20 protein-coding genes are annotated in these 26,754 nt (G+C 55.9%); 14 read left to right on the top strand and 6 right to left on the bottom strand.

Annotated elements, in window-relative coordinates:
* Nucleotides 1–177: 177 nt before the first annotated feature.
* Nucleotides 178–2,478: a ComEC/Rec2 family competence protein gene (locus NW816_RS04045; protein WP_414408321.1), complete on the bottom strand. Its 2,301-nt coding sequence runs from the start codon at nucleotides 2,476–2,478 to the stop codon at nucleotides 178–180.
* Between the two features lie 244 nt (nucleotides 2,479–2,722).
* On the opposite strand from NW816_RS04045, the gene cphA reads away from it, so the two are divergent.
* From cphA to NW816_RS04030, 3 genes are all read left to right on the top strand, one after another.
* Nucleotides 2,723–5,419 (top strand): cyanophycin synthetase, encoded by a 2,697-nt coding sequence (cphA, locus tag NW816_RS04040; protein WP_414408320.1) that lies wholly within the window; start codon nucleotides 2,723–2,725, stop codon nucleotides 5,417–5,419.
* Nucleotides 5,420–5,741: 322 nt separating this feature from the next.
* On the top strand, nucleotides 5,742–5,942 hold the full coding sequence (locus NW816_RS04035) for a hypothetical protein (protein WP_011432545.1): 201 nt from the start codon (nucleotides 5,742–5,744) through the stop codon (nucleotides 5,940–5,942).
* A gap of 149 nt (nucleotides 5,943–6,091) precedes the next feature.
* A complete protein-coding gene (locus NW816_RS04030; protein WP_414408319.1) occupies nucleotides 6,092–6,922 on the top strand; it encodes a prepilin peptidase in 831 nt (276 codons plus the stop codon).
* A 269-nt stretch (nucleotides 6,923–7,191) separates the two neighbouring features.
* Here the strand turns inward: NW816_RS04030 and NW816_RS04025 are convergent, their stop codons facing one another.
* The 3 genes from NW816_RS04025 to NW816_RS04015 form a co-directional block, all read right to left on the bottom strand.
* A complete protein-coding gene (locus tag NW816_RS04025) occupies nucleotides 7,192–7,566 on the bottom strand; it encodes a DUF6883 domain-containing protein (protein ID WP_414330567.1) in 375 nt (124 codons plus the stop codon).
* A 102-nt stretch (nucleotides 7,567–7,668) separates the two neighbouring features.
* Nucleotides 7,669–11,655, bottom strand: a complete 3,987-nt coding sequence (locus tag NW816_RS04020) for a magnesium chelatase subunit H (protein ID WP_414408318.1) — start codon at nucleotides 11,653–11,655, stop codon at nucleotides 7,669–7,671.
* Nucleotides 11,656–11,873: 218 nt separating this feature from the next.
* On the bottom strand, nucleotides 11,874–12,854 hold the full coding sequence (locus tag NW816_RS04015) for an integron integrase (protein ID WP_414343089.1): 981 nt from the start codon (nucleotides 12,852–12,854) through the stop codon (nucleotides 11,874–11,876).
* Nucleotides 12,855–13,055: 201 nt separating this feature from the next.
* Between NW816_RS04015 and NW816_RS04010 the strand changes: the two genes are divergently transcribed.
* The 11 genes from NW816_RS04010 to NW816_RS03960 all read left to right on the top strand — a co-directional run bounded on the left by NW816_RS04010 (nucleotide 13,056) and on the right by NW816_RS03960 (nucleotide 25,328).
* A complete protein-coding gene (locus NW816_RS04010; RefSeq protein WP_414408317.1) occupies nucleotides 13,056–13,403 on the top strand; it encodes a hypothetical protein in 348 nt (115 codons plus the stop codon).
* A 249-nt stretch (nucleotides 13,404–13,652) separates the two neighbouring features.
* On the top strand, nucleotides 13,653–14,267 hold the full coding sequence (locus NW816_RS04005; protein WP_009555841.1) for a ribonuclease III domain-containing protein: 615 nt from the start codon (nucleotides 13,653–13,655) through the stop codon (nucleotides 14,265–14,267).
* 1,370 nt (nucleotides 14,268–15,637) lie between these two features.
* Nucleotides 15,638–16,123, top strand: coding sequence for an AAA family ATPase (locus NW816_RS04000; protein ID WP_414408316.1), 486 nt, complete (start codon nucleotides 15,638–15,640; stop codon nucleotides 16,121–16,123).
* 119 nt (nucleotides 16,124–16,242) lie between these two features.
* Complete coding sequence (locus tag NW816_RS03995; protein WP_414408315.1) at nucleotides 16,243–16,467, top strand: hypothetical protein; 225 nt, start codon at nucleotides 16,243–16,245, stop codon at nucleotides 16,465–16,467.
* Complete coding sequence (locus NW816_RS03990) at nucleotides 16,457–16,792, top strand: putative toxin-antitoxin system toxin component, PIN family (RefSeq protein ID WP_414329508.1); 336 nt, start codon at nucleotides 16,457–16,459, stop codon at nucleotides 16,790–16,792. The genes NW816_RS03995 and NW816_RS03990 overlap by 11 nt, the downstream gene beginning before the upstream one ends.
* 203 nt (nucleotides 16,793–16,995) lie before the next feature.
* A complete protein-coding gene (locus NW816_RS03985; protein WP_414329506.1) occupies nucleotides 16,996–17,286 on the top strand; it encodes a nucleotidyltransferase family protein in 291 nt (96 codons plus the stop codon).
* Nucleotides 17,276–17,614 (top strand): DUF86 domain-containing protein, encoded by a 339-nt coding sequence (locus tag NW816_RS03980; protein WP_414343083.1) that lies wholly within the window; start codon nucleotides 17,276–17,278, stop codon nucleotides 17,612–17,614. The genes NW816_RS03985 and NW816_RS03980 overlap by 11 nt, the downstream gene beginning before the upstream one ends.
* Before the next feature lie 47 nt (nucleotides 17,615–17,661).
* Complete coding sequence (locus NW816_RS03975) at nucleotides 17,662–17,934, top strand: hypothetical protein (protein WP_414347213.1); 273 nt, start codon at nucleotides 17,662–17,664, stop codon at nucleotides 17,932–17,934.
* A 381-nt stretch (nucleotides 17,935–18,315) separates the two neighbouring features.
* Entirely contained in the window at nucleotides 18,316–20,187 is a 1,872-nt protein-coding gene (gene uvrC, locus NW816_RS03970; protein ID WP_414408314.1) for an excinuclease ABC subunit UvrC, read from the top strand.
* Nucleotides 20,188–20,393: 206 nt separating this feature from the next.
* Complete coding sequence (locus tag NW816_RS03965) at nucleotides 20,394–23,603, top strand: PAS domain S-box protein (RefSeq protein ID WP_414408313.1); 3,210 nt, start codon at nucleotides 20,394–20,396, stop codon at nucleotides 23,601–23,603.
* A 48-nt stretch (nucleotides 23,604–23,651) separates the two neighbouring features.
* Entirely contained in the window at nucleotides 23,652–25,328 is a 1,677-nt protein-coding gene (locus tag NW816_RS03960; RefSeq protein WP_414408312.1) for an NAD+ synthase, read from the top strand.
* A 232-nt stretch (nucleotides 25,329–25,560) separates the two neighbouring features.
* Here NW816_RS03960 and NW816_RS03955 read toward each other — a convergent pair whose 3' ends face one another.
* Both NW816_RS03955 and NW816_RS03950 read right to left on the bottom strand, forming a co-directional pair.
* Nucleotides 25,561–25,713 (bottom strand): chlorophyll a/b-binding protein, encoded by a 153-nt coding sequence (locus NW816_RS03955; protein WP_011429120.1) that lies wholly within the window; start codon nucleotides 25,711–25,713, stop codon nucleotides 25,561–25,563.
* Between the two features lie 116 nt (nucleotides 25,714–25,829).
* Nucleotides 25,830–26,714 (bottom strand): penicillin-binding transpeptidase domain-containing protein, encoded by an 885-nt coding sequence (locus NW816_RS03950; protein ID WP_414373217.1) that lies wholly within the window; start codon nucleotides 26,712–26,714, stop codon nucleotides 25,830–25,832.
* Nucleotides 26,715–26,754: the final 40 nt, after the last annotated feature.

Raw genomic sequence — 26,754 nt, 5'->3', positions numbered from 1 at the left:
CCCTCTGTGGACGAATGCGGGATCGGCTTCTGTAGCTATTCCTCTGTAGCTACTCTGAACATGTCTAAGACATCCCCCGCCGCCTTGCCCTGCTAGCCTCTCTCCCACTTTGTTTGGGAAGCTGCAAGCTTTTTTGCTCGAATTCTACCGAGTTTGTACCCCAGACTACAGCGCTGCTCAATCCAATTGTGACCTCAAGGTTTGCACTCCCCGCCGCGACCAGCTTACCGCTCCAGACCGATCGGCTACGTAGAGAGGTCGTTGTTTCTGCCGGAACCAGGTGACCACCGTCTCGCCGACAGAGCCAGAGCTAATGCCCGCCTGCACCTGAAAGCGCTCCAGGAGATCCAAAATCAGGGATCCCCCGTCCCACCACAGCCAGTCGATCTGGGCCGGCATCAGTGGGGATCCGGTTAGCTCGGCTTGCACATGGGTGCCGGCAGAGCCCAGCAGCAGCCAATGGGATCCCTCTGTTTCTAAAGTCAACACCAGGGGGTTGGTGTGGATGGCCTGTAGGCTCAACCGCTGCGACACCGGGATCCGGTCGGCAGGCTGCAACACTCGATAGGGGATCCCGGCAGCTTGCACGGCACTAAGGGAACGCAGGTAACTTTCGGAAGCCGCATTAGCCCCTCCCCCATCCCAGAATTGCCCAATCGCGTTGGCGGGACGTACTCCTTTGGAGAAAGCCGACAGCAGGATCTCCCAGCCGCCATTGGCAGAGCCGGCGGAGGTCATGGCCACCGCCCCGTCCAGACGGTGCAAGCCCTGCTGCCGCAAAAAGGGCAACACCGTGCGTTCTGCCAAACGGGGATCCCCGCTGTTGAGCAAGAGGTGGCGCCCTTCCGCTTGAATGGCCAGGATGGGAATTCGTCCACTGGCCAGGGCGGTGATCTGAACGGCTGGCCCCGGCCACATCCTTGGACCCAGGAGGATGGCGGCCATGATCAGGGCTGTGCCCTGCCAGCGGAAGGCCTGTCGCCACCGCGGCCAAAAGGTTAGGGCCACCAGCGCGCCGTAGAGGAGCAAGCACTGGAGCAGAGAAACTCCGCCGGTGTAGTAGGAGCTGAAGGGCCAACCGGCTATCCAGCTCACCCAGTTGATCAAAGGCGTGAGAAGCAGCCCTAGGGGCCTTGCCAGCAGGGATCCCAGCCCTGGAGAGAGTAAAGCCACAAAGGCCACCCCGAACCCCGCCACCAGCAGCGGCAGCAACAGGATCATCAGCAGGGGATTGGCCAGCAGTGAATAGGTGGGGATGCGGCCAAAGATGGCCACCTGCAGCGGCAAAGTCCAGATCTGGGCGGCCAGAGGAACGGCCAAGGCGGTGGCCACTGCCGGGGGCAAAAAGTCCAAGCGGGAAACGATGGGAGCTGTCCCCACCAGCAGGCCCAGGGTGGCGGCGAAGCTGAGCTGGAACCCCAAATCCGTAATCCACATGGGCTGATAGATTAGCAACACCACCGCCACCACCAGCAACGTGCCCAGCGGATTGAGCCTAACTTTTCCCTGCAGGCGCGGCTCCGTCAGCACCACCATGGCTGCTGCCCCCATCAGTGCTGCCCGCAACACCGAAGGGCTGAACCCCGTCAGGGCAATGTAAAGCCCCAGCACTGCCAGAATGATCCCCTGCTGCAGGCGCACCGCCAGCCGGCGCGTCAGGACAAACACCACCCCCACCAACAGCGACACATGAAACCCAGAAGCGGCCAGCGCATGGGCCATGCCGATTTCCCGGAAGGCATCCTGCAAGTCGAAATCCAATTGGGCGGCCCGGGATCCCAGCACCAAGGAAGCCAACAGATTTCCCTGCCGCTCTCCTAGCCCGGCGATGAACGCTTCCCGCACCCGCCGCCGCAACACCCAGCCCCCCCAGCTCTTTTCCCCGGGCTGCGGGATCACCTCGCGAGCGCTGAAGCCGGCAAAAGCCCCCTGGCGCTGCAGGTAGGCTTGAAAATCGAAGCTGCCTGGGTTCAAGGCCGGACTGGGCAGGTACAGGGATCCCGTCAGGCGCACCCGTTGGTTGGGGTGCAGTTCCCCTCCTGGTGGGGCAAAGGACTCTGTCCGAGCAGCGCGAACGGGGCTGGTGGTGACATAGAGCTTGCCGGAGACCGGACGAGCCGTGGAGTTGGCTTCCAACACCTGCTCTGCTCTCAGCCAAAATTGCAGCCGTCCGCTGCGGGTGGGACGGGGTTCCGAGAGGACGGTGCCCACCAAGTTCATCTGCTGCTGGGGGGCCAACAGACTGATATCCGTCGGGCCGGGAAAAGGCTGCCGCCAACCCAGGTAACCCCAAGCCAGACACCCCACCAGACCCATCGCCAGCCAAGTGCGGGCCAGACGCGGTTGCCGCCGGCACAGCAGGGATCCCGCCAGCCCCAACCCCAGAGGGATCCCCCATCCCCATCCGGCAGCCTGAGGCCAAGCCCGCACCAGCAGGCCCAAGATCCAGCCCAACCCCAGCAGATAGGTTCTTTCCATGTGCCGCAGACCCGTCTGCCCCCCACTGTACCGATGTGGTCAAGCGGGATCCATTGCGTTGTCTTAACCTTGCTCACCTGCCGAAAAATCGTATTAAAGGATACTCTTTCTCGACCTTGGCAAAGGGAGTGTAGATTAGGGCTGGTTGCGTCAGCAGGATGTAGTCCTTGGAAGTTTCCAGCGCCGGCATCCTGAAAACGAGCACAAGTTGTCCGTCCCCTTCCCCGCTGGTTCCCCTAACCCTATGCGCATCCGATCCATCCGCGTTCTCAGTGGCCCCAACTACTGGAGTATCCGTCGTCACAAGCTGATCCAAATGCGGCTCGATCTGGAAGACTTGCGGGAGCGGCCCACCAACACCATCCCAGGTTTCAAAGAAAGGTTGGAGGCCCTGTTGCCGGGACTGTGGGAACACCAGTGCTCCCGCGGCTGCTATGGGGGATTCTTGCAACGGGTGGAAGAGGGCACCCTCATGGGCCATGTGGTGGAGCATGTGGCCTTGGAGCTGCAGACCCTGGCCGGCATGAAAGTGGATTTTGGCCGCACCCGCGAAACCTCCACCCCCGGCACCTACAACGTGGTGTTCGAGTATCAGGAGGCAGAGGCCGGGCGCTTTGCAGCCAAAGCTGCAGTCTACCTCTGTCAAGCTTTGGTGGACGGAGAAGACTACCGTCGCGACCTGGAGCTGGACATCCAAGAGTTGCGAGAGATCCGAGAAAATGTCCGCTTCGGCCCCAGCACCCAAGCTTTGCTGGACGAGGCCGCCCTGCGCGGGATCCCCTATCTGCGCCTCAACAAGGGATCCCTGGTGCAACTGGGCTATGGCGTCTATCAAAAGCGCATCGAAGCCACCACCACTGAAAAAACCAGCATCATTGCCGCCGACCTGGCCGCCGACAAACGGGCCACCAAAGAGCTGCTGCAGGACATGGGGATCCCGGTGCCCAAGGGCTATACGGTGCGTCGCCGCAGCGAGCTGGCAGCCACCATCGAGGATGTGGGGGGCTTTCCGGTGGTGATCAAGCCCCTCAACGCCAACCACGGCAAAGGCATCACCGTCAACATCACCAGCCTGGAAGCCGCCGAGATTGCCTACGATGCTGCCAGCCAATACTCCGATGTGGTGTTGGTGGAAAAGCACCTGGTGGGGGATGACTACCGCCTGCTGGTGATCAACAACAAGCTGGTGGCTGTGGCCAAACGGATCCCAGCCTATGTGGTGGGAGATGGCCGTTCCACCATTCAAGAGCTGATCGACGAAGTCAACAGGGATCCGCGACGGGGGTTTGGCCATGAAAACGTGCTGACCCAAATCAGCGTTGACGACATGACCCTGCGCATCCTCGAAAGCAAAGGCTACACCCTGGATACAGTGCTGCCCGAAGGAGAACATTGCACCCTCAAGTCCACGGCCAACCTGAGCACCGGCGGCATTGCCGTCGATTGCACCGATATCATTCACCCCTACAACGCCTTCATCGCCGAACGGGCAGCCCAGATCATCGGCCTGGATGTGGCGGGTATTGACCTCATCTGCCCGGACATTGCCCAGCCCGTCAACGAAACCGGGGGCGGCATTGTCGAGGTGAACGCTTCTCCGGGTTTGCGCATGCACCTGGCCCCCAGCGAAGGGATCCCGCGCAATGTGGCCGAGCCCATCATCGACATGCTCTTCCCCCCCGGCAGCCACACCCGCATCCCCATCCTGGCCGTCACCGGCACCAACGGCAAAACCACCACCACCCGCCTGATCGCCCACATCCTCAAAGGCATCGGCAAGCGGGTCGGCTTTACCACCACCGACGGCGTTTACATCCAAAACCATCAAATTGCCAAGGGAGACATGACCGGCCCCCACAGCGCCCGCCTGGTGCTCAGGGATCCCACCGTGGAAGTAGCAGTGCTGGAAACGGCGCGGGGCGGCATTTTGCGAGAGGGTCTGGGGTTCCCGGAATGCGATATCGGCGTGGTGCTCAACGTAACCTCAGATCACTTGGGGTTAGGGGATATCGAAACCCTGGAAGACATGGCCCGCGTCAAATCCGTCTTGGTGGAAGCGGTACACGAGCGGGGCTACGCCGTCCTGAATGCCGACGATGGCCTGGTGGCAGCCATGGCCGCCAATGTTAAGGCGACGGTGGCCTACTTCAGTATGAACCCGGAAAATCCCCTCACTCAAAAGCACATTGCTTCCGGGGGCACGGCGGCTGTTTATGAAGAGGGCCACATCTCCATTTTGAAACGGGGCTGGAAACTGCGCATCGAAGATGTCAGCAACATTCCCCTCACCCTCTCCGGCAAAGCCAGCTTCATGATCCAAAATGCCCTAGCCGCCACCTTGGCAGCCTTCCTGCACGGGGTTTCCATCGACGACATCCGCATGGCACTGGGCACCTTCACCAGTTCTGTGGCCCAAACCCCTGGTCGCCTCAACTTGTTCGATGTGGGGGGCTACCAAGTGCTGGTGGACTATGCCCACAACCCGGCAGGTTACGAGGCCATTCAAAGTACCCTAGAGCGCTGGGATTGCCAACGAAAAATTGGGGTTATCGGCGGGCCTGGGGATCGGCGCAACAGCGACCTACGAGAGCTGGGAGTCTTGGCAGCGCGCATGTTCGACCGAGCCATTGTCAAAGAAGATGATGACCGGCGAGGACGGGAACCAGGCGAGGTGGCCGCCCTAATCCGGCAGGGTTGGGAACAGGAAAAGGCAGGGGATCGTCTGCAGGAAATCTTGGATGAGGCAACTGCTATCGAAACCGCTCTGGAGAAAGCCGAACCCGGAGACCTGGTGGTGATCTTTCCGGCGGATGTACAGCGCACCATCCAGATCATCACCCGCTTTCAAGACAAGCTCAATCCCAAACCCAGTTACCGTGGCTCCTCCTACAGCATCGGCCCAGATTTGATCTCCCCCAGCCCTGACGTCAAACTGTCTTAGGCTGGCTGCCGACAACTCCAGAGTGCTCTATGGCCTCCATTCCTGGACAGACATCGAGAATTGAGTGGGCGGAGGTGACCCATAAGTCCTCGGCGGCGATATCCTAAGTTTAGGCTGGCGGGGGCGGGTGACTTGTCTTTTGGGAAGCAGCAGGTGTTCGGCTCAGGGGATCCTCGGCTTTTCAGAAGCCTTAACCGTTCTAAAAAAGTCTGAGGGATGGCAGACAGAACTTTGGGGATCCCAAAAGGTCTAAAGACTCCGTCCCGCCGACGCGATGGGAATGTCGTTAGGGTAGTTGTGAATTTGGCAAGGAAAACAGCTCATGGACAGCGCTCTGCTTCAAGCGGCTCGCCAGATTTATCAATTTCATCTGCAGTATCGACCGGAAGTGCTGGAGCAACCCCCGCGGGGAGTAGTCATCCACCGCCGTACCCTGCGAGGGGATCTGATCTTTTCCGAGTTTCCCATTCTGCTGCCCCAGGAAACTTTTATTCCGCTGCAGCAATTGGAGCCGCTGCGGTGAGACACAAGGAGCTACGCTGACAGAGCAGATCCCCCCTTCCTCTTCTGCCTTTGGGAACTCCGTCCCGCCGACGCGAAAGGAATGGCTGCCACGCTCAAGGCTCTCCCCTACTGCGCAACGCTCGCGTGATGTGGCTAAGCAACGCTGATGTGAACAGCACCTGGGAGCTGCACCTACTGGGCTGGGTGCTGGTACTGGTACTGGGGGCCTGTGTGGGCAGCTTCTTGAACGTGGTGGTCTATCGCCTGCCGCAGGGTCTCTCTCTGCTCTATCCTGGATCCCACTGTCCAAGCTGCAAAACACCACTGGGCCCGACGGAGAACATTCCCATCCTGGGCTGGTTGTTGCTGCGCGGTCGTTGCCGCCATTGCGGAGTGCAGATTGGCTGGCGCTACCCTGCTGTCGAGGCGTTGACGATGGGCCTCTTTGCCCTCAGCATCGGAGTTTTGGGGTTTTCTGCCCAAGGGATCCTCACCTGCGTCTTGTTGAGCTGGCTGTTGGCCCTGGCGCTCATCGATCTGGATACCTTTTTGCTACCGGAGGAGCTGACCCGTTCGGGGCTGGTGGCGGGGCTTTTGGCCCGTCTGGCCTTGCCGTGGCTACAGGGATCCGGATCCCTGGCTGCTACGGGTCTGTCACTGGTGGCAGGGATCGCAGGAGCTGTGCTGGGCCTCTGGCTGCTGGAGGGGATTGGCCTCTTGGCCCAGTGGGTCTTGCGGCGGGAGGCCATGGGTGGGGGAGATGGCAAGCTGTTGGCCCTGATCGGCATGTGGTTGGGGTGGCAGGGGGTGACAGTCACCCTGCTGCTGGGCTGCGGGTTTGGCCTGGTGGGCAGCCTGCTGGCTATAGGCTTGGGGCAAGCCCGCCTGGGAAAACCCATCCCCTTTGGCCCCTACCTGGCCTTGGGTGGAGGGGTAGCGGCTCTGGCCGGATCCCAACTGGTGGAGGGCTACCTACGCTGGGCCGGATTGGTGGGGTAGAGGGAACGTCCATTCAACATTGGATACTTCATGTTTCGGGATCTATGACTTCAAACTGATCGGGAAAAAGAATGAGATTAAAATATCGAAAACCTCCTACCAAGCTCAAATCCGGAACCGCTAAATCAACCGCATAGCCTTCAGTGGGATCTGAGTAACATTCCACAATGGATCCCTGAGTTCCAGCAGGAATAGTGGTCTCGCTGAAATACTCCTTGACATCTGCCACAGTTTTGACTCTACTGTATGGCTTGATTCTAGAAGTGGTTTTACTCATCATTGTGTACCTCTAGCCAATTGGTGACCAAACGAGGGATTAAACTTTCCTTATCAACCTGCCACACGGTCACTAAAGTGCCTTTTTTCTGATTGAGGCCCAAAATTTCAATCTTGACTCGATAGCGGCTTCCATAGGGTGTTGGAAACGGATCCCCGGCTAAGGCGCAAGGCAGAGCAGCAGTAACCTGTTGCAGAATGTGAGCAAATCCCACCCTTCTTCCCTCTGGTGTACTGACATCATAGCCAAGCTCTGCAAAGGCAATCCACTTGCCTTGATTTCCAGGATTAGCTGGATTCATAGAGTAATCAACGAACTTGGCAGGATCCACTGCTGCTTCAGAAGCCCTGGGCAAGGATCCGGCCATGGTTGCAGCTTTTGCCGACTTCACGTAAGGTCTAAGGACTCCGTCCCGCTGGCGCGAACAGTAGCCCAGACGTCTCACGCTAACCTGAAACAACCATATTAATTACTCCACCCCTTCGATTCTGTCCTCGATCTCCTGATACAGCTCCTGCAGGCGCTCGATATTGGCCTGGGAAGTCTGCCAATAGCCACGCCCATGCACCTCTAGCAGGGATCCGACAATGCGCCGGAAGGAGTGGGGGTTGAGGTTCATCAAGCGCTGCCGCATGGCCTCATCCTTGATGAAGGTCTCGTTGGTTTCCTCGTAGATCCAGTTGTCCACCGCGCCTGCCGTAGCTGACCAGCCGGAGGTGTTGACCAACCGCTTGGCGATCTCCCGTACCCCTTCGTAGCCGTGCTTGAGCATCCCCTCATACCACTTGGGATTGAGGAGCTTGGTGCGGGCGTCCAGACGGATGGTTTCGCTCAGGGTGCGGATCTGGGCGTTGGGCGTGGTGGTATCCGCCATGTAGGCAGAGGGGGCTTTGCCATCCGGGCGCAGGCTCTGCACCAGCTTGGTGGGATCCGCGTCGAAGTAGTGGCTGACATCGGTCAGGCTGATCTCCGAGGAGTCCAGGTTCTGGAAGGTCACATCCACCGTCTTCAAGCTGGCTTCAAAAAGCTGCCGCATCTGCTGGTTAGGCAGATTCGAGCCAAAGGCAAAGGACTTGCGGGATAGGTACATCTCCCGCAGCTCCCTCTCGTCCTCCCAGGAGCTGTTTTCCACCGCCAGGTTGATGTTGGCGGAGTAGGATCCGGAAGCGTTGGAAAAGACCCGCGTTGCCGCCTGCTCCAACGTCAGCCCCAGTTCTTCTGCCTGCTGCAAGGCGTGCTTGCGCACAAAGTTCAGCTCCGGTGGCTCCACCGCTGCGGCCGCCAGCTTCACCGCCCGGTCGATCAGGTCCATCTGGTTAACAAACAGATCCCGGAACACCCCCGAGCAGTTCACCACCACATCAATGCGGGGCCGGCCCAGTTCCTCTAAGGGGATTAACTCCACCTTGTTCACCCGCCCCAGGGCATCGGGTTTGGGTCGCACCCCCAGCAAACACAGCACCTGCGCCAGGGATTCCCCATAGGTCTTGATGTTGTCGGTGCCCCAGAGCACCACCGAGATGGTCTCCGGGTACTTACCGCCGTTGCTGCTCATCTCGCGGGCCAGCAGCCGTTCCACCACGATCTCCGCAGACTTAATCGCGGCTGCCGTGGGGATGGACTGGGGATCCAAAGCGTGGATGTTGCGCCCTGTCGGCAACACATTGGGGTTGCGGATGGGATCCCCTCCCGGCCCCGGCGAAATGTACTCCCCTTCCAAGGCCCTCAGCAGGGATCCCAGCTCATAATCTGCCGTAATTTGCTTGAAGCACTCTTCCAGGAACTCAAACAAAGGCTTCAAAAGATCCGGATCCACCTGTGGGTAGCCCGCCTCCTTCAGGGCCATTAGCCACGGCGCTTGCCGACCCATGTTGAAGAAGTTGAGCTTGGCCACCCTAGAGACCCGCCCCTGGGCATCGGTCTGCTCCTGCACCAGAGCTGCCACTGCCTTTTGACAAGCTTTGTTGATGCGATCCAGCAGCTCCGTATCCGCCAGGTGCCCCCGATCTCGGTTGCGGTAGATCTCGTCGATGTCCCGGCCCAGGCTTTGGGCAAGAATGCGCGGCAGACCCAGGATCCCTTCTTCCGGGCGGTCGATGCTGGCAATGCTCACCAAGGTGGCAATCGCCTCTTCGGCGGTGGGGGGCGCCCCGATCACGTGCAGGCCACAGGGCAGCAGCCGCGACTCGATCTCCATGAGCTTGGCGTAGATCTTGCCCACCACCGTGTCCCGCTCCTCCAGGCTCAACTGGGCAGCATCCCCCGCAGGAAGATCCACATCCTTATCCAGGTTCACCAGCCGCGCCTTGTCGCAGATGGTGTTAACAATCTGAATGCCGCGCCCCCCTTCCCGCAGGCTTTGGTAAGAGCCGATCAGCTCCCGCAGCTCCTGCAGCCCTTTGTAGAGGCCCGCGTTTTCCGCCGGCGGCGTCAGGTAGCTGATGGTGCAGGCGTAGCCCCGCCGCTTGGCGATGGTGGCTTCGCTGGGGTTGTTGGCCGCGTAGTAGTACAAGTTGGGCAAAGAGCCGATCAAATTATCCGGGTAGCACTCCCCCGACATGCCGATCTGCTTGCCCGGCATAAACTCCAGGGATCCATGGGTGCCAAAGTGCAACACCGCATCCGCCCCCCAAACTTTCTCCAGGTAGGTGTAGTAGGCAGCAAAGCCGTGGTGGGGGCTGGCTGACCTGGAAAAAAGCAGCCGCATGGGATCCCCTTCATAGCCGAAGGTGGGCTGCACCCCGATGAACACATTGCCAAAGTGCTTGCCGTAGATGAGCAGGTTTTGCCCATCGGTATTCAGGTGCCCCGGCGCTGGCCCCCAGTATTGCTCGATGGCTTTCACGTAGGGTGTCAGCGCCTCGTACTCCCGCACCGACAGTTTGGCGGCCACATTCAGCTCCGGGCTGGCGTACTGGGCCTGGGGATCGTGCAGGATGGACTCCATCAGCTCCTGTGGGGTTTTGGGCAGCAAGGACTCCGTCCCGCTGTCGCGAACAGAGCCGAGGTCATAGCCGTTGTTGGCCAGGGCCTGCATCACCCGGTGAATAGAGGCAAACACATCCAAGTAGGCCGCCGTCCCCACATTGCCCTTGTCCGGCGGGAAGCTGAAAACGGTGATGGCGATCTTCTTCTCCAGCTTGGGCTTACGTCGCAGGTTGGCCCACTTAATCGCCCGCGCCGCGATCAACTCAATCCGATCCTGCATGGCATGGGCTTTGCCGGTGGCCGCATCCCGCCCTGAGAGGATGATGGGATCGATGGCCCCGTCCAGCTCGGGAATGGCAATCTGCAAAGCCACCTGCACCGGGTGTAGGCCCAGATCGCTGCTGGCCCATTCTTCCGTCGATTGAAACACCAAGGGCAGCGCCACCATGTAGGGGCGATTCAGCCGTTGCAGCGCTTCCACTGCTTTGGGGTGATCCTGCCGCGCCGGCCCCCCCACCAGGGCAAATCCCGTCAGCGACACCACCACATCCACAACCGGAGTGGTCTTTTGGGCATTCCAGAAAAACTCGTTCACCGGCTTGGAGAAGTCCAGGCCCCCGGCAAACACCGGCACCACTCGCGCCCCGCGCGACTCCAGCTCTTGCACCATGGCCACATAGTGGGCATCATCCCCCGTCACCAAGTGGGTGCGCTGCAGCACCAATCCCACACAGGGGGCCAAGGGATCCTTCACTTCTGCCGGCAAATCCTCACGGGCGTTGTACCAGTCCAAATACTCCGACAGGCTGGCAAACATCTGGGGTGCCAGGGGGTGCCAAATGCCCATCTCCAAATAGGTGACCGGCTCGGCAAACTGCACCTGATCCCGCATCCCCGGCAGGTAGCGATCCGCCAGCATCAGCAAAAAGTTCTCCAGGTTCTCGCGGGATCCGCCCAGCCAGTACTGAAAGCTGAGCATGAAGTTGCGGGCATCCTGCGCCTTGTCGAAGGGCAGATACTTCAGCACCTTGGGCAGCGTCTGCAGCAGCTTCAACATCCCCTCCTGGAAGTTGGATCCCTGCTGGCGCTTGCGCATAAACTGGGCGATGGCGCTCTTGGACTGGCCTAGCTGCGCCATGGAAAAGGATCCCATCTTGTTCAGGCGCATCACTTCCGGCATGGAAGGGAAGACCACCACCGCATCCAGCCGCTCCCGCAGGGGCTGCACCGCCTGCACCACCTTCTGGGCAATGTCTTCGATAAAAATTAGGGATCCAATGAAGACATTGGCCGTTTCCAAATCCCGCTTGAAGGCATCGTAGCCCGCCGGATCCCGCAGCTCCTCCACCAGATAGCCGGCCAGCTCCACCGCCAGCTTGGAGTTGTGGGCGTTGATGCGCTGCACAGCCGCCGTTAGGGCACTCTGATATTGCGGCTCCAACACCACATACACCACCTTCATCAAGCGGCGATCCCCCACCTCGGCAGGGGTAACGTGGCGGGTGATGGGCTTAACCAGAGTAAACATGCGGTCGCTCTCCGTCGTGCAATGCAAAAGATGGGGTGAACTGGGGAAAGGACTCCGTCCCGCTGACGCGATAGGCAGGATCCCCTATTGTCTGTTTCCCGTTCTACCAGAGAAACGGATCCCTGCTGGGGGCATGGCGGCAAGGTCGTAATAATTCGCAATGATCGCTGAGGTACTGTAAAGGGGAAGAGGATCCCTTCCCCAGAGAGCGTCCCCTTCTAAGGATCCAATGGACTTCTCACCCCGCGCCCGCCTTTATTCAGCACATGGGTGTAAATCATGGTGGTTTTGACATCTTTGTGGCCCAACAATTCTTGGACGGTGCGGATGTCGTAGCCGTTTTGCAGGAGATGAGTGGCAAAACTATGGCGGAAGGTGTGGCAACTGACCCGCTTGGGGATCCCGGTTTTTTGGACAGCTTGTTTAATCGCCCGTTGTAATCCAGACTCATGCAAATGATGGCGGCGGGTGATGCCAGTGCGAGGATCCTGAGATAACCTTTCTGCCGGAAAGACATATTGCCAGCTCCACTCCCGCTCCGCATTGGGATACTTGCGCTCCAAAGCAAATGGCAGATAGACTGAGCCGTATCCTTGTTCCAAATCCTGCTGATGTTGTCGCTTTGCCCAGAGCAAGTGTTCTTGCAAAGGTTCCACTAAGGTTTCTGGCAGCATCGTTAACCGGCTCTCCATCCCTTTACTATTGCGAATCACCAGTTGCCGTTGGTTAAAATCCACATCTTTGACCCGGAGCTGCTGGGCTTCCGCCAATCGCAAGCCACTGCCATACAGCACCTGCACCACCAAGCGATGGATCCCGGATAGATGCACAATGATGGCTTTGACCTCCTCAGGGGTTAAGACCGTAGGCAAATAGCGTGACCGTTTGGCTCGCACGGCGTCTAGGTCAAGGTCTAGCTCCAGATGCAGCACTTCTCGGTAAAGGAACAACAGCGCACTGAGAGCCTGGTTTTGGGTGGAAGCGGCAACCTTACCCTCCACCGCCAGGTGAGTGAGAAAGGCGTTGATTTCTTCGCCGCCCATCTCCTTGGGGTGTCGCTTGTTGTGAAACAAGATAAAGCGACGGATCCAGAGAAGATAAGATTTCTCGGTTTGGTAGGAGTAGTGTTTGACCCGGAGGGCATCACTGACTTGCTCCAGGAGCTTTCTGGGTCTAGGTATGGGTGTGTTAATGCTCATTCAGCCAGATAAAAACCCTTTGGAGGTAATTATCGCTCAAAATGTTGACTATACAGACAAATTAGGGTAGCATTACACTAGGCGATGGAAAAGTCTGCTTCTTAGGTGATTATCAACTGATAATCACCTAAGTCATCTAGCTGCAGAAACACATGTTAGGCGTGAGATATCGCCTAGCCAAATGGCAGAAAGGAGAAAATCATGGCGACCATAATTAAGAGTGTGAACAATGAATCCGATACACCCGTAGCCTACTTAGGCAAGCAAGAGACTTTGCCTATTGCGCCAACCGGATGGCGAGCTTGGGGATTCGCCCCAAATGCTAATCACGATTTCGGCTGGGAAATAGAAACGAGAAGAGGTTATCAAGCATTATTGACTAAAGCAGGAGTCTTCTACATCTGGGATAATGGTAGTTGGCTCATTCTCTACCAAAAAGCGGGTTCTACAGAGTCAGTGGTACTGATAGCATTAGAGGGTCCATGGAATCCCCAGATCGAACTCACAGTGAAGAGTGACGGAATGCCATCAGCTAGGCAATTGAGCTAAAGACGAAGCCGCCTAACAATCGTGTCAACCGGAGCGCGGCGAGCGAGTTTCGTATGGTTCCACCCGTGTCACGCGCCGCGCCCGGTTACACGGGTCGTTATGCCGCAAGTCCTCGGTTGGGGCAGTTCCTCAAGGCTGCCTGTTGGTCTTTACAGTTAAATAATTCTGAAGTGCTTGAAAAGAACCGTAATTGCAAGGTTCAAATGTGTATCCATTGATCATGACGACATTCAGTATGTAGACTTAGAAATGAAATCCGAAGAAATTTTAACGGTTGAGCAACGGTTGAACTACACCTTTAAAGACAAGAAGCTGCTCATTCGAGCACTAACTCGTAAGGCATTTGCACAGGAACAAAAGCAGCAAGGGAAAAGCTGTGAGGATCAAGAAGTTTATCGAATTCTTGGCGACGCAGTTCTAAAGGCGATTTTGGTTGAGATGCTTATTCAGCAAGGTTATGATAGCCGCGAGTCTATCACTAACAAAAAGAGCGACCTAGAAAAACGGGAAAATTTGGGGAAGATGTTTGAAGGAATGGGCATTGCGCCATTTATTCGCTTTGGAATCGGAGAGAGAAAACAAGGAATTTCTAGTCAGTCATCAGTTTTAGGAGAAACATTTGAGGCGTTGGTTGCAGCAGTTCATATTGATGCTAGAGACTACGAAAAAACGAAGAAATTTGTTGTCGATCTTTTTAATAAGCCAGTGCTAGAGAGTTCCAAGAATCGAGCATCTGAGCAAAGCTCAGGTCTTGATGAAATCAGTAAGATTTGGATGCTGACTAGGGCCTGTGATAACTGTTTTCAGGTTGATGTGTGTGCCACCATGAGAATGTGTTACTTCGATATAACTGGTGACGATTAGCGCGGCATAACAACCCTGGTGCAGCGGATTGACGAGTACCGCTTGTGATGTGGCAAAGGTTATGGCAACCGCTGACCAGGAACGTTGGGCATCGAAATCATCAAGGAGGAGTTTTGAACGATGAACCAAAGAATCGTGCTAGCGCTCATTGCAATAATTCCTGCCACTTTGACCGCAGGTCTTGGCTATTTTCAAGGTTCAAAATCCACAGACATAAACGAGCCAAAATCAGGTAATTTCATCGATCGTGCTAGCATTTGACACTTGGCAAACGCGATATAAGAAAGACAAGGGCATTTAGTCAAGTAACCTACGGTATCGTTTCTACAGGAGTAGAACAATGGCTGAGCATATCGAAAGTAAAGAAATTAAGGCACTACCCACACTCCCCTATAGCGAGATACGTGCAAAGCTGAAATCCGGCGACATGTTGTTTACATCCGGTGACTACCTGGTTTCGAAAGCTATTCAAAAAATGACCGGCAGCCCTTGGAGCCCTGTGGGCATAGTTTCGCCTGGATGCGATTGACCGCGTATTGCTGCTAGAGAGCGTTGAGGACATGGGAGTTCGATTCGCTCCATTGTCGAAGTATCTCAATGATTACGAAAATGGTAAGCCCTACAAAGGATGCGCAGTGCTTGCGCGCTGCAAAGATGTGACCTCCGAAACCGTCAAGGGGCTCTCGACGTTTGGCATTGACGAACTAACTCGACCTTACGATAAGGATGAGATCGCGAAAATCATGGCGCGCATTACTCTTGGCATAGGAAAGAAGGAACGAGACCGCGTGTACATTTGCTCCGAACTCGTCTATGAGTGCTTCGCGCGCGCAGGGAAGGAGTTCGCATATAACAAAAAAGGGTTTATTAGTCCCGAGGATGTTTGGCTTGATTAGAAGCTATCACTTGTCGGTCGCGTTCTATAGCCCAACCCGGCAGTCCACACGGACGCTGCGCGATAGAGCCGCGCAGCGCCGGTGACTTCTACGTTATGTTGCCAGCGCCAGACTTGTGCCTAGTTAAGGTTGTTGGTGAAGGGGCGCTGGGGTCGGTGGGTAGCCGAGGCGATCGGTACACAAATCCACACAACATAACAAGTCGCTGCACCTGACCCAGTGCTATACTCTGAGCAGTTCCCAAAGCTGTTAGTAGCAGGTGAGCTTAGCCGTTATGTTGCCAGCGCCAGACTTGTGCCTAGTTAAGGTTGTTGGTGAAGGGGCGCTGGGGTCGGTGGGTAGCAGAGGCGATCAGCGCAAAATCTACACAACATAACAAGTCACTGCACCCGACTTGATGCTAATCTTTGAACAGTACCCAAAGCTACTGGCAGCGGGTGAGTTTAGCCGTTATACCGGAGAGCCAGTAGCGCTATGAGAATCATCCTTCTTGGAAACGCAGGTGCTGGTAAAAGCACCCTGTCTAAAAAACTAATCGACAGGCATCCCGCCGCCCGATTGTCGCTAGATGAAGTTGCTTTTCAAGGTGGCGTGGAAAGGCGTCCTCTCCAAGACAGCATTGAGGATGTGAGGCGCTGGATTGCAGATAAGGAGAGCTGGATCATCGAGGGCTGTTACGCCGACATTATCGAGCCTCTGCTGGACTGCTGTGATGAACTGATTTTTCTTAATCCAGGCGTAGATGCCTGCATTGCACATTGTCGCTCAAGACCATGGGAGCCAGAAAAATTTGCCTCACCCCAAGAACAAGATGAAAACCTAGAAAATCTCCTACAGTGGGTTAGCACCTACGAGAGTCGTACGGATGAATATGGACTTAGCAGGCATAGAATACTCTTCGACTCGTTTCATGGCAAAAAGCGTGAACTAAACAATCCCCATGAATACGCGTCGGTATAACCCTGCGCTCCAGAGGGACGCTCCGCCGGCAAAGCCGGCTCCGCGCCCCTGAGCTTCGACGTTAGCCAGCGCGACTTAATCTCAAGTGTAATAATATCCAACATCGAGGAGTTGGAAAGATGAACACAGTGATTACCATTCCTCTGGATGCAGATACAGCGAGACTTTACAGTCAAATTCCTGCTGACCTGCAAAGAAAGTTTCAGTTGTTACTTAACCTTTGGCTGCGCGACCTCATCGTACCACCGCGTCCCCTTCAGGTTGTCATAGATGAAATCAGCCAAAAAGCACAGGAGCGTGGCTTAACTCCTGAGATACTGGAATCTCTGCTGAATGTCAAATGAACCATGCTTTGTTTTTGATACCAATGTTGTTATCAGTGCGCTCCTGTTGAGATGTTCTGTCACTCGTCAAGTCTTTGACAGGGCAACACAGAGAGGCAAATTGCTTATCTCACGTGTGACCGTTGAAGAATTGAGCGATGTCCTGCGGCGCAAAGGATTTGAAAGGTATATAACCGAGGAAGAACGGATGGAGTTCTTGAGCACTTTTGTTAGAGATGGCGTCTTGGTGGAGATTGTAGAGCGCGTGGCGACGTGTCGTGATCCCAAAGACGACAAGTTTCTTGAACTGGCTGTTAATGGCAAGGCAAGATGTGCGTGCCGTTAGATGTACCCAGAGACAAGATGATGAGCAAGCTCAAATGCCCTCATTGCGGGAACCCAGGGATCCCTGTCCTCTGAAAGGTGTGCCTCGGCTCAACTGTGCCTGCGACCTGCAAAGCGTTATGAATCTTTGTTTGAGTCGTAATTGAGAGGAAATAGGTGAGCTATAATTCCTAATGGACTTTTCTTTTCATTGCAGGTTGGGTAATGCAAAAACAGGAAGTCCTTACATTACTGGCAAATCACCAGAACACTCTGAAGGACTTTGGCGTAAAGTCTCTAATGCTCTTTGGTTCAGTAGCAAGGGATGAAGCGCAAACAGACAGTGATATCGATCTGCTAGTAGAGTTTGACCGTCCAGTTGGATTGTTCACTTTTGTACGCTTGAAACGATATCTAGAGGAAATTTTAGAGAGTCCGGTTGATCTAGGTACGCCTGACTCCCTCAAGCCCTATCTGCAAGAATCCGTTCTCCGGGAGGTGGTTCGTGCCTTCTAGAGATTGGCAGAACAGAGTAAGAGACGTGCTAGCTGCGATTGAAGAGATCCGAGAGTTTATAAAAGACATCACGTTCGATGAATTTCAAGTCGATCGAAAGACAGTTGGGGCAGTTTTGTATAATCTTGCAATTATTGGTGAAGCAGTTCGCGGCATTCCACCAGAGGTGGAGGCTTCGCATCCTGAAATTCCATGGGACGAAATGCGGGGAATGCGGAATATTGTGATCCATGAGTATTTTCAAGTGAGTTTGTCCATCATCTGGCAAACGATTCAAGAAGATCTTATTTTATTAGAAACCTCTCTTCGACAATTGATAAACCCTTAAGAGAAATGTATAATGTCGGAAGTAACAGCAGCATTAGACCTCACCTCATGCCCGGCTCCGATCCAGCGCGCCCATTTACTGTGGTGGTTGCCGACAACTTCCACTATGTGGAGAAATATAAAGAGTACGAGTACGGAAAGTTTGAGACCCTCGAAGCCGCAATTGCCGCTTGTAAGCGTATCGTCGACGAGTTTTTGATTGAGGCTTTGCGGCCCAGCATGACTGCTGACGAGCTCTACAGCGAATACACTTCGTTTGGAGACGACCCGTACATCGTTGGCTCGGAGGAGCCGGAAGTTCCCTTCTCAGCCCGTACCTAAGCAAAGGCGCGGTGTCTGGAGTTATGTGGATCCCAATCTGCACAAAACGCTGATGAGGATGAATCCGACAAATTGCCGGAGCAGCATCGGAAATAGAGGCAATTAAGTTAGATGAGGATCCCTCTGGGCCAGGATATATGGTTGTTTCAGACTGCAGGAAAGCAACTTGGGGATCCCAGGTTCCCCTAGTCTGCTTTGGGAGACAGATAAGGGGTATGTTTGTGTTGGCCGGTTAGAGATCGAAGGCAGGGCAAATGTCCCAGACTTATTCGGAATGACTATACCTCTACAGGGGCTGAAGTCGGTGTTGCCAGGGAAAGTCGTATCATTGCTAGATTGAAGTCATGGGATCCCTGACTCTACCCGGTAGAACTGAACTTTATGACTGTCCCTCTGATTCACAACCGTGACGTTCTAGAGAGCCGTCTCAAGGAGATTCCTGCTGAACCCGGCGTATATTTAATGCGAGATGCCACGGATCAGATCCTCTATGTAGGCAAGTCCAAGAAATTGCGCTCTCGAGTGCGATCTTATTTCCGCTTCACCGGCGACCTGTCCCCTCGCATTCAGCGCATGGTAGCTCAGGTTTGCGAGATCGAGTTTATCGTAACCGACAATGAAAGTGAAGCCCTAGCCCTAGAAGATAATCTGATTAAAACCCATCAGCCCCCCTACAATGTTCTTCTCAAGGATGACAAAAAGTATCCCTATTTGTGCATTACCTGGTCGGAGCCTTATCCCCAGCTTTACATCACCCGCCATCGTCGCCTTGATCGGAATCAAGATAAATATTACGGCCCCTACACCGATGTTGGCCTGTTGCGCCATACCCTTGGGTTGGTCAAACGAATTTTTCCCTTGCGCCAACGGCCCAAACCTCTGTACAAAGATCGCGCCTGTTTGAACTACGACATTGGGCGCTGCCCCGGGGTATGCCAAGGCTTGATCAGCCCAGAAGAGTATCGCAAGACGCTGGCTCAAGTGGCCATGATCTTCCAAGGCCAGACAGATGAGCTGATCCAAGAGCTGCAAGAGAAGATGATCCAGGCCGCCGAACAAGAAAATTATGAGGCAGCCGCACGATATCGGGATCAAATTCGTGGTCTGGAACAATTGGGAGAATCCCAGAAGGTTTCTTTGCCCAATTCTACCGCCAGCCGTGATGCTCTGGCCTTAGCCATGAACGATTCGCGAGCTTGCATTCAGTTGTTTCAGGTGCGAGCGGGCAAGTTGGTGGGGCGACTGGGGTTTGTTGCCGAAAATCGGGGCGATGATCCGGCGTTGATTTTGCAGCGGGTTCTACAAGAGCATTATCAATACTGTGATCCGGTGGAAATTCCCTCTGAAATTTTGACCCAGTATGAATTGCCGGATCGGGATTTTCTGGAGTCTTGGCTGAGCCAGAAAAAAGGCCGCAAGGTCAGCCTCATTGCTCCCCAACGGCAGAGCAAAGCTGAGTTGATCGAGTTGGTCGAGCGGAATGCCGAACTGGAGCTAACCCGCGCCCAGCGCCTGGCGGATCGGGATGCTGTGGCCTTGGAGCGCTTGGCAGAGGTCTTGGATTTGCCGGATGTGCCCCGTCGCCTAGAAGCCTACGATATTTCCCACATTCAGGGATCCGATACCGTGGGCAGTCAGGTGGTGTTTATCGATGGCCTGCCTGCCAAACAGCACTACCGCCGCTACAAGATTCGCAACCCTGAGGTGCGCCCCGGTCGTTCTGATGATTTTGCCAGCCATGCGGAAGTGGCCCGGCGTCGCTTCAGCAAAATGACCCCTGAGGATCAGCCGGATTTGGTGCTCATCGACGGGGGCAAGGGGCAGTTGTCGGCAGTCATGGCCGTCTTGGCAGATTTAGGGCTGGATCACCTGCCGGTGATTGCCTTGGCCAAACGAGAAGAAGAGATCTTTCTGCCGGGGGATCCTGTGCCCTTGCGGTTGCCGGCCCAAGATCCGGCTCGCTTGTTGTTGCAACGCCTGCGAGATGAGGCCCACCGATTTGCTCTCGCCTTTCATCGCCAGCAACGGAAAGCGCGTCAACATGCCTCTACGCTGGACGAGATCCCCGGCTTGGGCAAGTATCGGCAAAAGCTGCTGATGGAAGAATTTCGGTCGATTGCCCGCATTCAGGTGGCCTCAGAAGACCAGTTGGCTCAAGTGCCCGGCATTGGCCCGAAGATTGCCCGGCAGATTTACCGCTACTTTCACCCGGAAACTCAGGCGGAATCCCCGGAGACAGCGCAGGTGGAGTAGTTGAGAATCCGCACAGGGATCCCTGCCCTACCGGCAGCCCACGGGGTAACATCCACAGAAACCTAAGCGCCCTTCCTCGCCCGTGATTTTACGGGGTTAGGGGGGAACTTGTAGTGCGGGAAACATCGCTTAAGGCAGAAATGATACATAATCCAAAGGACAGGTGTTCTCAGTGCCCTGGTACTGCTTGCCAATAGGGGATCCTGATGCTGGCCGAACTTGATGTGCTCCTGGAAAATGCCCCCATTGGGATCTTTCGTGTGGATCTGCAGGGACGGTACCGGTTTGCAAATGCCAAGCTTGCCGAGATATACGGCTATACTTCCTCTGCCCATTTGATGCGCCATCTGTCGGATTTTGGCCATCATCTCTATGCTGACGCTGCCGGTCGTCGCCAGTTTTTCCAGGATTTGCTTGCAGGCAAAGTCGGCGATGGGAGAGTGGCGCAAGAGTTTTTGATCCACAGTCGCAAGGGCTTGGACTTGTGGGTGCGAGAACAAATTCAAGTTGTCCGCAATCCAGCAGGGGATCCCCTCTGTTTTGAGGGGTATGTGGAAGATATCACGGCGCGGAAGCAGGCTGAACAAGCGCTTGCAGAGAGCCAACTCCGCTACAAAAGGTTGGTTTGTGCTATCCCACAAGCCTTAATGATCTTTAGCCGAGAAGGCCAATGCCTAGAGCTGATTTCTTCCCCGGAGAATACTTATTTTGCCTCACTCCCAGCAGAGCACCTTCAGGGAAAAGCAGTGCAAGAGCTGTTCGGCTCTGAGGTTAGCGACCAACTGCAGAGGCTGATTGACCGTTGCTTGAGCAGCGGATCCCGGCAAACTCTGGAGTTTCCCCTAACCAACTCAGCAGGGGAGCTCCGTCACCAGGAAGTTTGCGTGGTTCCCCACGGAGCAGATTGCGTGCTTGGCTGCATTCAAGATATCACCGAGCGCAAGCGGCTAGAGCTGACCTTGTTGGAGATTCAACAGCGATTCTGGGGAATTGTGGAGTCCTGCAATTTGGGCATCTCTCTGCTGCCTCTTGAGCCAGAAGCTAGTCCGCATGGCATGAACTCAGCCCTCAAGGATATAACAGGATATTCTGCAGAGGAATTGAAGGCTTTGCCTCTGGAGGCTTGTATCCCAGACTTGGCCGATGTTGAAACTCTAAAAAAACTTTGGCAGGAGTTGGTTGATGGCCGGCGCAGTCATTATGAATGGGAACATCCCTACACCCGTAAGAATGGCCAAATCATCTGGGTAAAGTCTCAGGTTTATGTTGTGAGAGATGAAGAACAAAAGCCTCTGTTTGCCGTTTACTTCCTGGATGATATTAGCGAGCGCCGATCCATCAAATCTGCTCTTGAGGAAATTCAAAACCAATTGCAGGGGATCTTCAACTCCTGTAGCCAAGGGATTGCTCTGATGAGCCTGGATCCTGATCCCCAGTATCTCAGCCTCAACCCGGCAATGGCAGAGATTACGGGGTATAGCGAGGAAGATTGGTCAGCTCTGAAAGCGGAAGATTACACCCCCTATCCTGAAGATCGAGAACGGGGCGAGATACTCTGGAATGAACTGCTTTCCGGGTACACCAACAACTATGAATATGAAAAGGTGATTTGCCGTAAAGATGGCAGAGAGATCTGGGTTCGCTTACAACTCTTCGCGGTGCGAAACGCTCAAAACGAGCCTCTGTTTGCCATCCAATTTCTAGAAGATATTTCCGAGCGAAAAAGGGCCGAAACTCACCTGCGAGAAAGTTTGGCCGATCTGGCCCGCAGCGAAGCACGTTACCGCGCTCTTTACGAAGCGATCCCAGATATGCTTTTGCAAGTGGATCGGCAAGGGCTAGTCTTGTCCTATAAGCCCCCCAGAGGATTTGCATCCGCCTATCCCGATGACCGCTATCTCAACCAATACATTCAAGATCTGTTTCCAGAGCATTGGAAAACCTACTTTGCCCCTTTGCTAGAGAAAGCCTTTCAAACGGGAGAAATTCAGGTTATTGAATATCCGCTTCCTCAAATTTCTCAAGACGCGGCGGAAGCATTGCCGGAATATCGCGAGGCCCGTCTGTTGCCCTTTGGGCCGGATGAGGCCATTGTTTTGGTGCGCGATATCACCCTGCGCAAGCGCCTGGAGCTGGCCCAGCAAACACGAGAAGCTGAATTAACAGCCCTGGTGCAACAGCGAACCCAGCAACTGGAACGCAGTCTGCAGTTTGAATCGATTCTGCGCCGCCTTACCCGTCAGATACGGGCAACTCTGGACGAAAAGCAGATCTTGCAGACGGTTGTGAACGAGCTGGGGAAATTTTTGGGCGTTCTTTTTTGCAATGTCGGCCTTTACGATAGCCGCCGAACCTACTCCCTGATCAGCTATGAATACACGACGCTTTCGACCTCTGGGGTCGGGGCTCGGGTTTGGATGAGAGATTTTCCCCTCTTCTACGAACAGCTATGGCGAGGCTGGTGCTTTCAACTGTGCGCTCGGGATCGCCAACGGGATCCCAACACTCTGCCCCCCTATCTGACTAAGCTGGCCTGCCCCATTGCGGACGATCAGGGCATTCTTGGGGATCTGTGGCTGGCCCGGCCCCCTGAGGAGAGTTTTAGCGATTGGGAAATCGATTTGGCTCAGCAAATGGCGGCCCAGTGTGCGATTGCCCTGCGACAGGCCAGGCTCTACCTCAGCAGCCAGGCTCAGGTGACGGAATTGAAAAAACTCAGCCAAATTAGGGATAACTTCCTGGCCGCCGTCTCCCATGAGCTGCGCACTCCCCTTACCAGCATTAGCCTCTCGGTTCACCTGCTGAAACTGAGCCATCAAGTTTCTCCTCTCACCCCCAAGCAAATCCAGTATCTTGAGGTTCTGGAGCAGGCGTGCGAGCGAGAGATCTCCCTAATTAACGATCTTCTGGATCTACAAACTTTGTTGGGCGATAGGCTTACGCTGCCCTCTGAGAAGGTTAACTTGCCTTTCCTTTTGGCACCTCTTATCAATCGGTTCCAAGACCAGATGCGCAAGCGGCAGCAAACTCTACAAGTTCACTGGGATCCCCACCTGCCCTATCTGCACACCCATCCCCGCCTGTTGGAACGCTTGGTCTGTGAGCTTTTGACCAATGCCCACAAATTCACGCCCGCCGGCGAACACATTGTCCTAGAGGCTGTTGCTTTAGGTTCCGACCGCTGGGAGCTGCGCTTGACCAACACGGGCACCACCATTCCCCTCGAAGAACAAGAACGCATTTTCGAGCAGTTTTATCGCATCCCCCACTCGGATCCCTGGCAGCAGGGGGGAACAGGCTTGGGATTGGCTCTGGCCCAAGCCATTGCCAACCACTTGGGTGGCTCTTTGCAGGTGGAGAGCACCGCCCACCAAACTACCTTTGTTCTTCGCCTGCCTGTAGCCAAATCTTGTTGACGATCCGGCTTGGGTCACTTATGGTGAAACTTACCATATGGGGGCAGGGTGAAGGTAGCGCTGTTGCAGTTGAACTACACTGTTGGCGATCTGAGCGGAAATGCTGAGCGCATCCGTTCAGCGGTTGAGGCAGTGGCGGCGGCGGGAGCAGAGTTGGCCATCACCTCCGAGCTGGCGTTGCTGGGATATCCACCCCGCGATTTGTTGCTCTATCCGGCCCTGGTCGAGAGGGCAAGCCAGGTTTTGCAGCACTTGGCCAGCCGGTTACAGGCCAGCATTCCGGTAGTCGTGGGATCCGTGCAGCCCAATCCTCTGCCTGAGGGTCGGCCCCTTTACAATGCTGCTGCCTGGCTGGAGGGAGGCCAGATCCGCCACTGGTTTCAGAAGTCGCTCTTGCCCACCTACGATGTCTTCGACGAAGATCGCTATTTTGAGCCGGGATCCCAGCCCCAACCCATCGAGTACCGTGGCCGCCGCCTGGGCTTTACCATTTGTGAAGACATTTGGAACGACCGCGATTTTTGGCAGCACCGTCGCTACCACTGGGATCCGGTGGAACAGATGGCCCGCTGCGGTGCCGACCTGCTGATTAACCTCTCGGCCTCCCCCTTCAGCCTGGGCAAACAGAAGTTGCGGGTGGAGATGCTGGGATCCCTGGCCCGCAAGCACGCCCTGCCCATTCTCTACGTCAATCAAGTGGGGGGCAACGACGACCTCATCTTCGATGGGGCCAGTTGTGCCGTGGATCGCCGGGGTCGGGTTGTGGCCCAAGCCGCTGCCTTTCAGCCGGATCAGCTCATCCTGGATGTGGACGAGTTGACGCAGTCTCCCAACCCAGACCAGAGCCCACCGACCGCGGGATCCCGCTGGCCGACCGAGCCGGAAGCTGAGCTGTACGAGGCGTTGGTTTTGGGCACCCGCGATTACGTCAGCAAATGTGGCTTTCGCGAGGTGGTATTGGGCCTGTCGGGAGGGATCGACTCTGCCGTAACTGCTGTGATCGCCGCCGATGCCTTGGGGCCGGAGCGGGTGCTGGGGGTGCTCATGCCCTCTCCCTATTCCAGCCCTGGCAGCCTGACCGACGCCTACCAACTGGCGCAAAACCTGGGGATCCCGACCCTGAAGCTGCCGATTCAGTCCATCATGGAGAGCTACCACCAGCTTTTGGCAGAGCCCTTTGCCGGCCTCCCCCCAGACATCACGGAAGAAAACCTGCAATCTCGCATTCGCGGCACCCTCCTCATGGCCCTTTCCAACAAGTTCGGGCGGCTGCTGCTGACCACAGGCAACAAATCAGAGCTAGCAGTGGGCTACTGCACCATTTACGGGGATATGTCCGGCGGCCTGGCGGTGATTTCCGATGTGCCCAAGACCTGGGTGTACCGCTTGGCTCGCTGGATCAACCGACAGCAGGAGCGGATCCCGCTTGCTACTCTGACCAAGCCCCCCTCAGCGGAATTGCGACCCGGCCAAAAAGATAGCGACAGCTTGCCCCCCTACGATTTGCTGGACAAGATCCTGCAGCGGCACATCGAGCAGCATCAATCCAGCCCCGAGTTGGTGGCTCAAGGGTTCGATCCCGACATCGTGCAGCAGGTGCTGCGGCTGGTTCAAAAAGCCGAGTTCAAGCGACACCAAGCTCCCCCTGGGCTACGCATTACCGATCGCGCCTTCGGCACCGGCTGGCGCATGCCAATCGCCAAGCGGCAGGAAGGGATCATCTAATGGAACTAGTGGGATACCCTCACACCAGCTCCTCCCTCAGAGGGAGAAAGGGAAAGATTCGGCGCTGTCGGAATTGCTTGGAGTAGTTGGTGCCCGCTCAAGCCTTGTTGCCATTCAGAACGGCTACAACTGGTGCAGTCACGCTTCCTGCTCAATACCCTGCTCAATACAATAAAGGGCCTGCAAGCCAGCAGACCCAAGGAAAAGCCAAAAGGCGGTAAGTTGAGGTCTCTTAGATCAGGCCCAGCCAGGAAGCAACGCCTTGGCCCGTCACCGCTTCGATGACAATGGCCAACACAAAGCCAATCATGGCAGCCCGACCGTTGAGGCGCTCGGCATACTCGTTAAAGCCAAACTTGGGCTCAGACAAATTGGGATTAGACATGAGAACCTCCAGGGTAAATGGGAACGACAGGGAGTGGGATCCGTAAAGAACGAAAACGAGAACGGCACTTGACCTTCAGTATAGTTTGCATTTCTTCATGATCGCAAGCAAGGTGGTCACCCGCTGCCGATGGCGGCGATGATCTGCCGCGCCAGGGGAATGGCCGCCTCATAGGCTTTGCCCTGATGCAGGTGCAGCACCAGCGTCCAGTTGGGATCCGGCAGGGGCCAAAAGGCCAGCAACCAGGCTTGAAAATCTTCTGCCCAGAGAATTGGTCGTCCTCGTCGTTGAGGATTGAGGATGGTGCCAGACTTGGCTGCCACTGGGATCCCTTCTGGGGCAATGCCGCGACAGGTGCCCGCTGTTGCCGCCAGGCTCATGCCAGCATGGAGAGCCTCCCAAATCCAAGCCGGTAAAGAGAAAGCAGGCAGGGAGACCTCGCCAGAAAGGGGTACACCTCGGCGGGCAATCACGCCCCCATAAACCAACAGCTCCCAGGGATCTACCGGCCCAGCCAGACCGGTCGCCAAGAGCGGAGCCGGAGTTGTATTCTGCACACTCCCTAGGCCGAAGCGCCGCAGCCACTCCACCAGGGTATCGGCCCCCAGCTCCCAGCCCAACTGGTAAAAATGCACGTTGCAAGAGTGGGCCAGGGCTTGGCGCAAGTTCAAGGTTCCATGTCCACGGGGATCCCAGCAGGGTAGGCGGCCCAACCCCAGTTGCGGCGGCGGATCCCACCAACCCGGACAGTGGATCAAGCGCTCCCCAGAGCTGATCCCAGTCTGCAGAGCAGCGGCGGCAACGGCGCATTTGACGGTTGAGCCAGGGCTGGCCCTGATTCTGGAAGCCTGCTCCGGCTGCCAAACCCTTGTTAAACGACCGGTGTTTAGGTCGAGGACGGCGGCAAAATCGCGCGGATGGGGCAGCCCTGCAGATTTCCCCTGCAAGCCCCAGGTCAAAGCAGAACCCAACAGCCAGGCTCCACAGGTGCGACGGTTCATCTGCTGTTGGCCCCGAAAACCCAGCCAGACAAAAGCGGAT

The organism is Synechococcus sp. W55.1, from assembly GCF_047461655.1.
Classification (GTDB): domain Bacteria; phylum Cyanobacteriota; class Cyanobacteriia; order Thermostichales; family Thermostichaceae; genus Thermostichus.
Note: the sequence above shows the minus strand (reverse complement) of the source record. Positions and strands in the feature narration are given on the sequence as shown.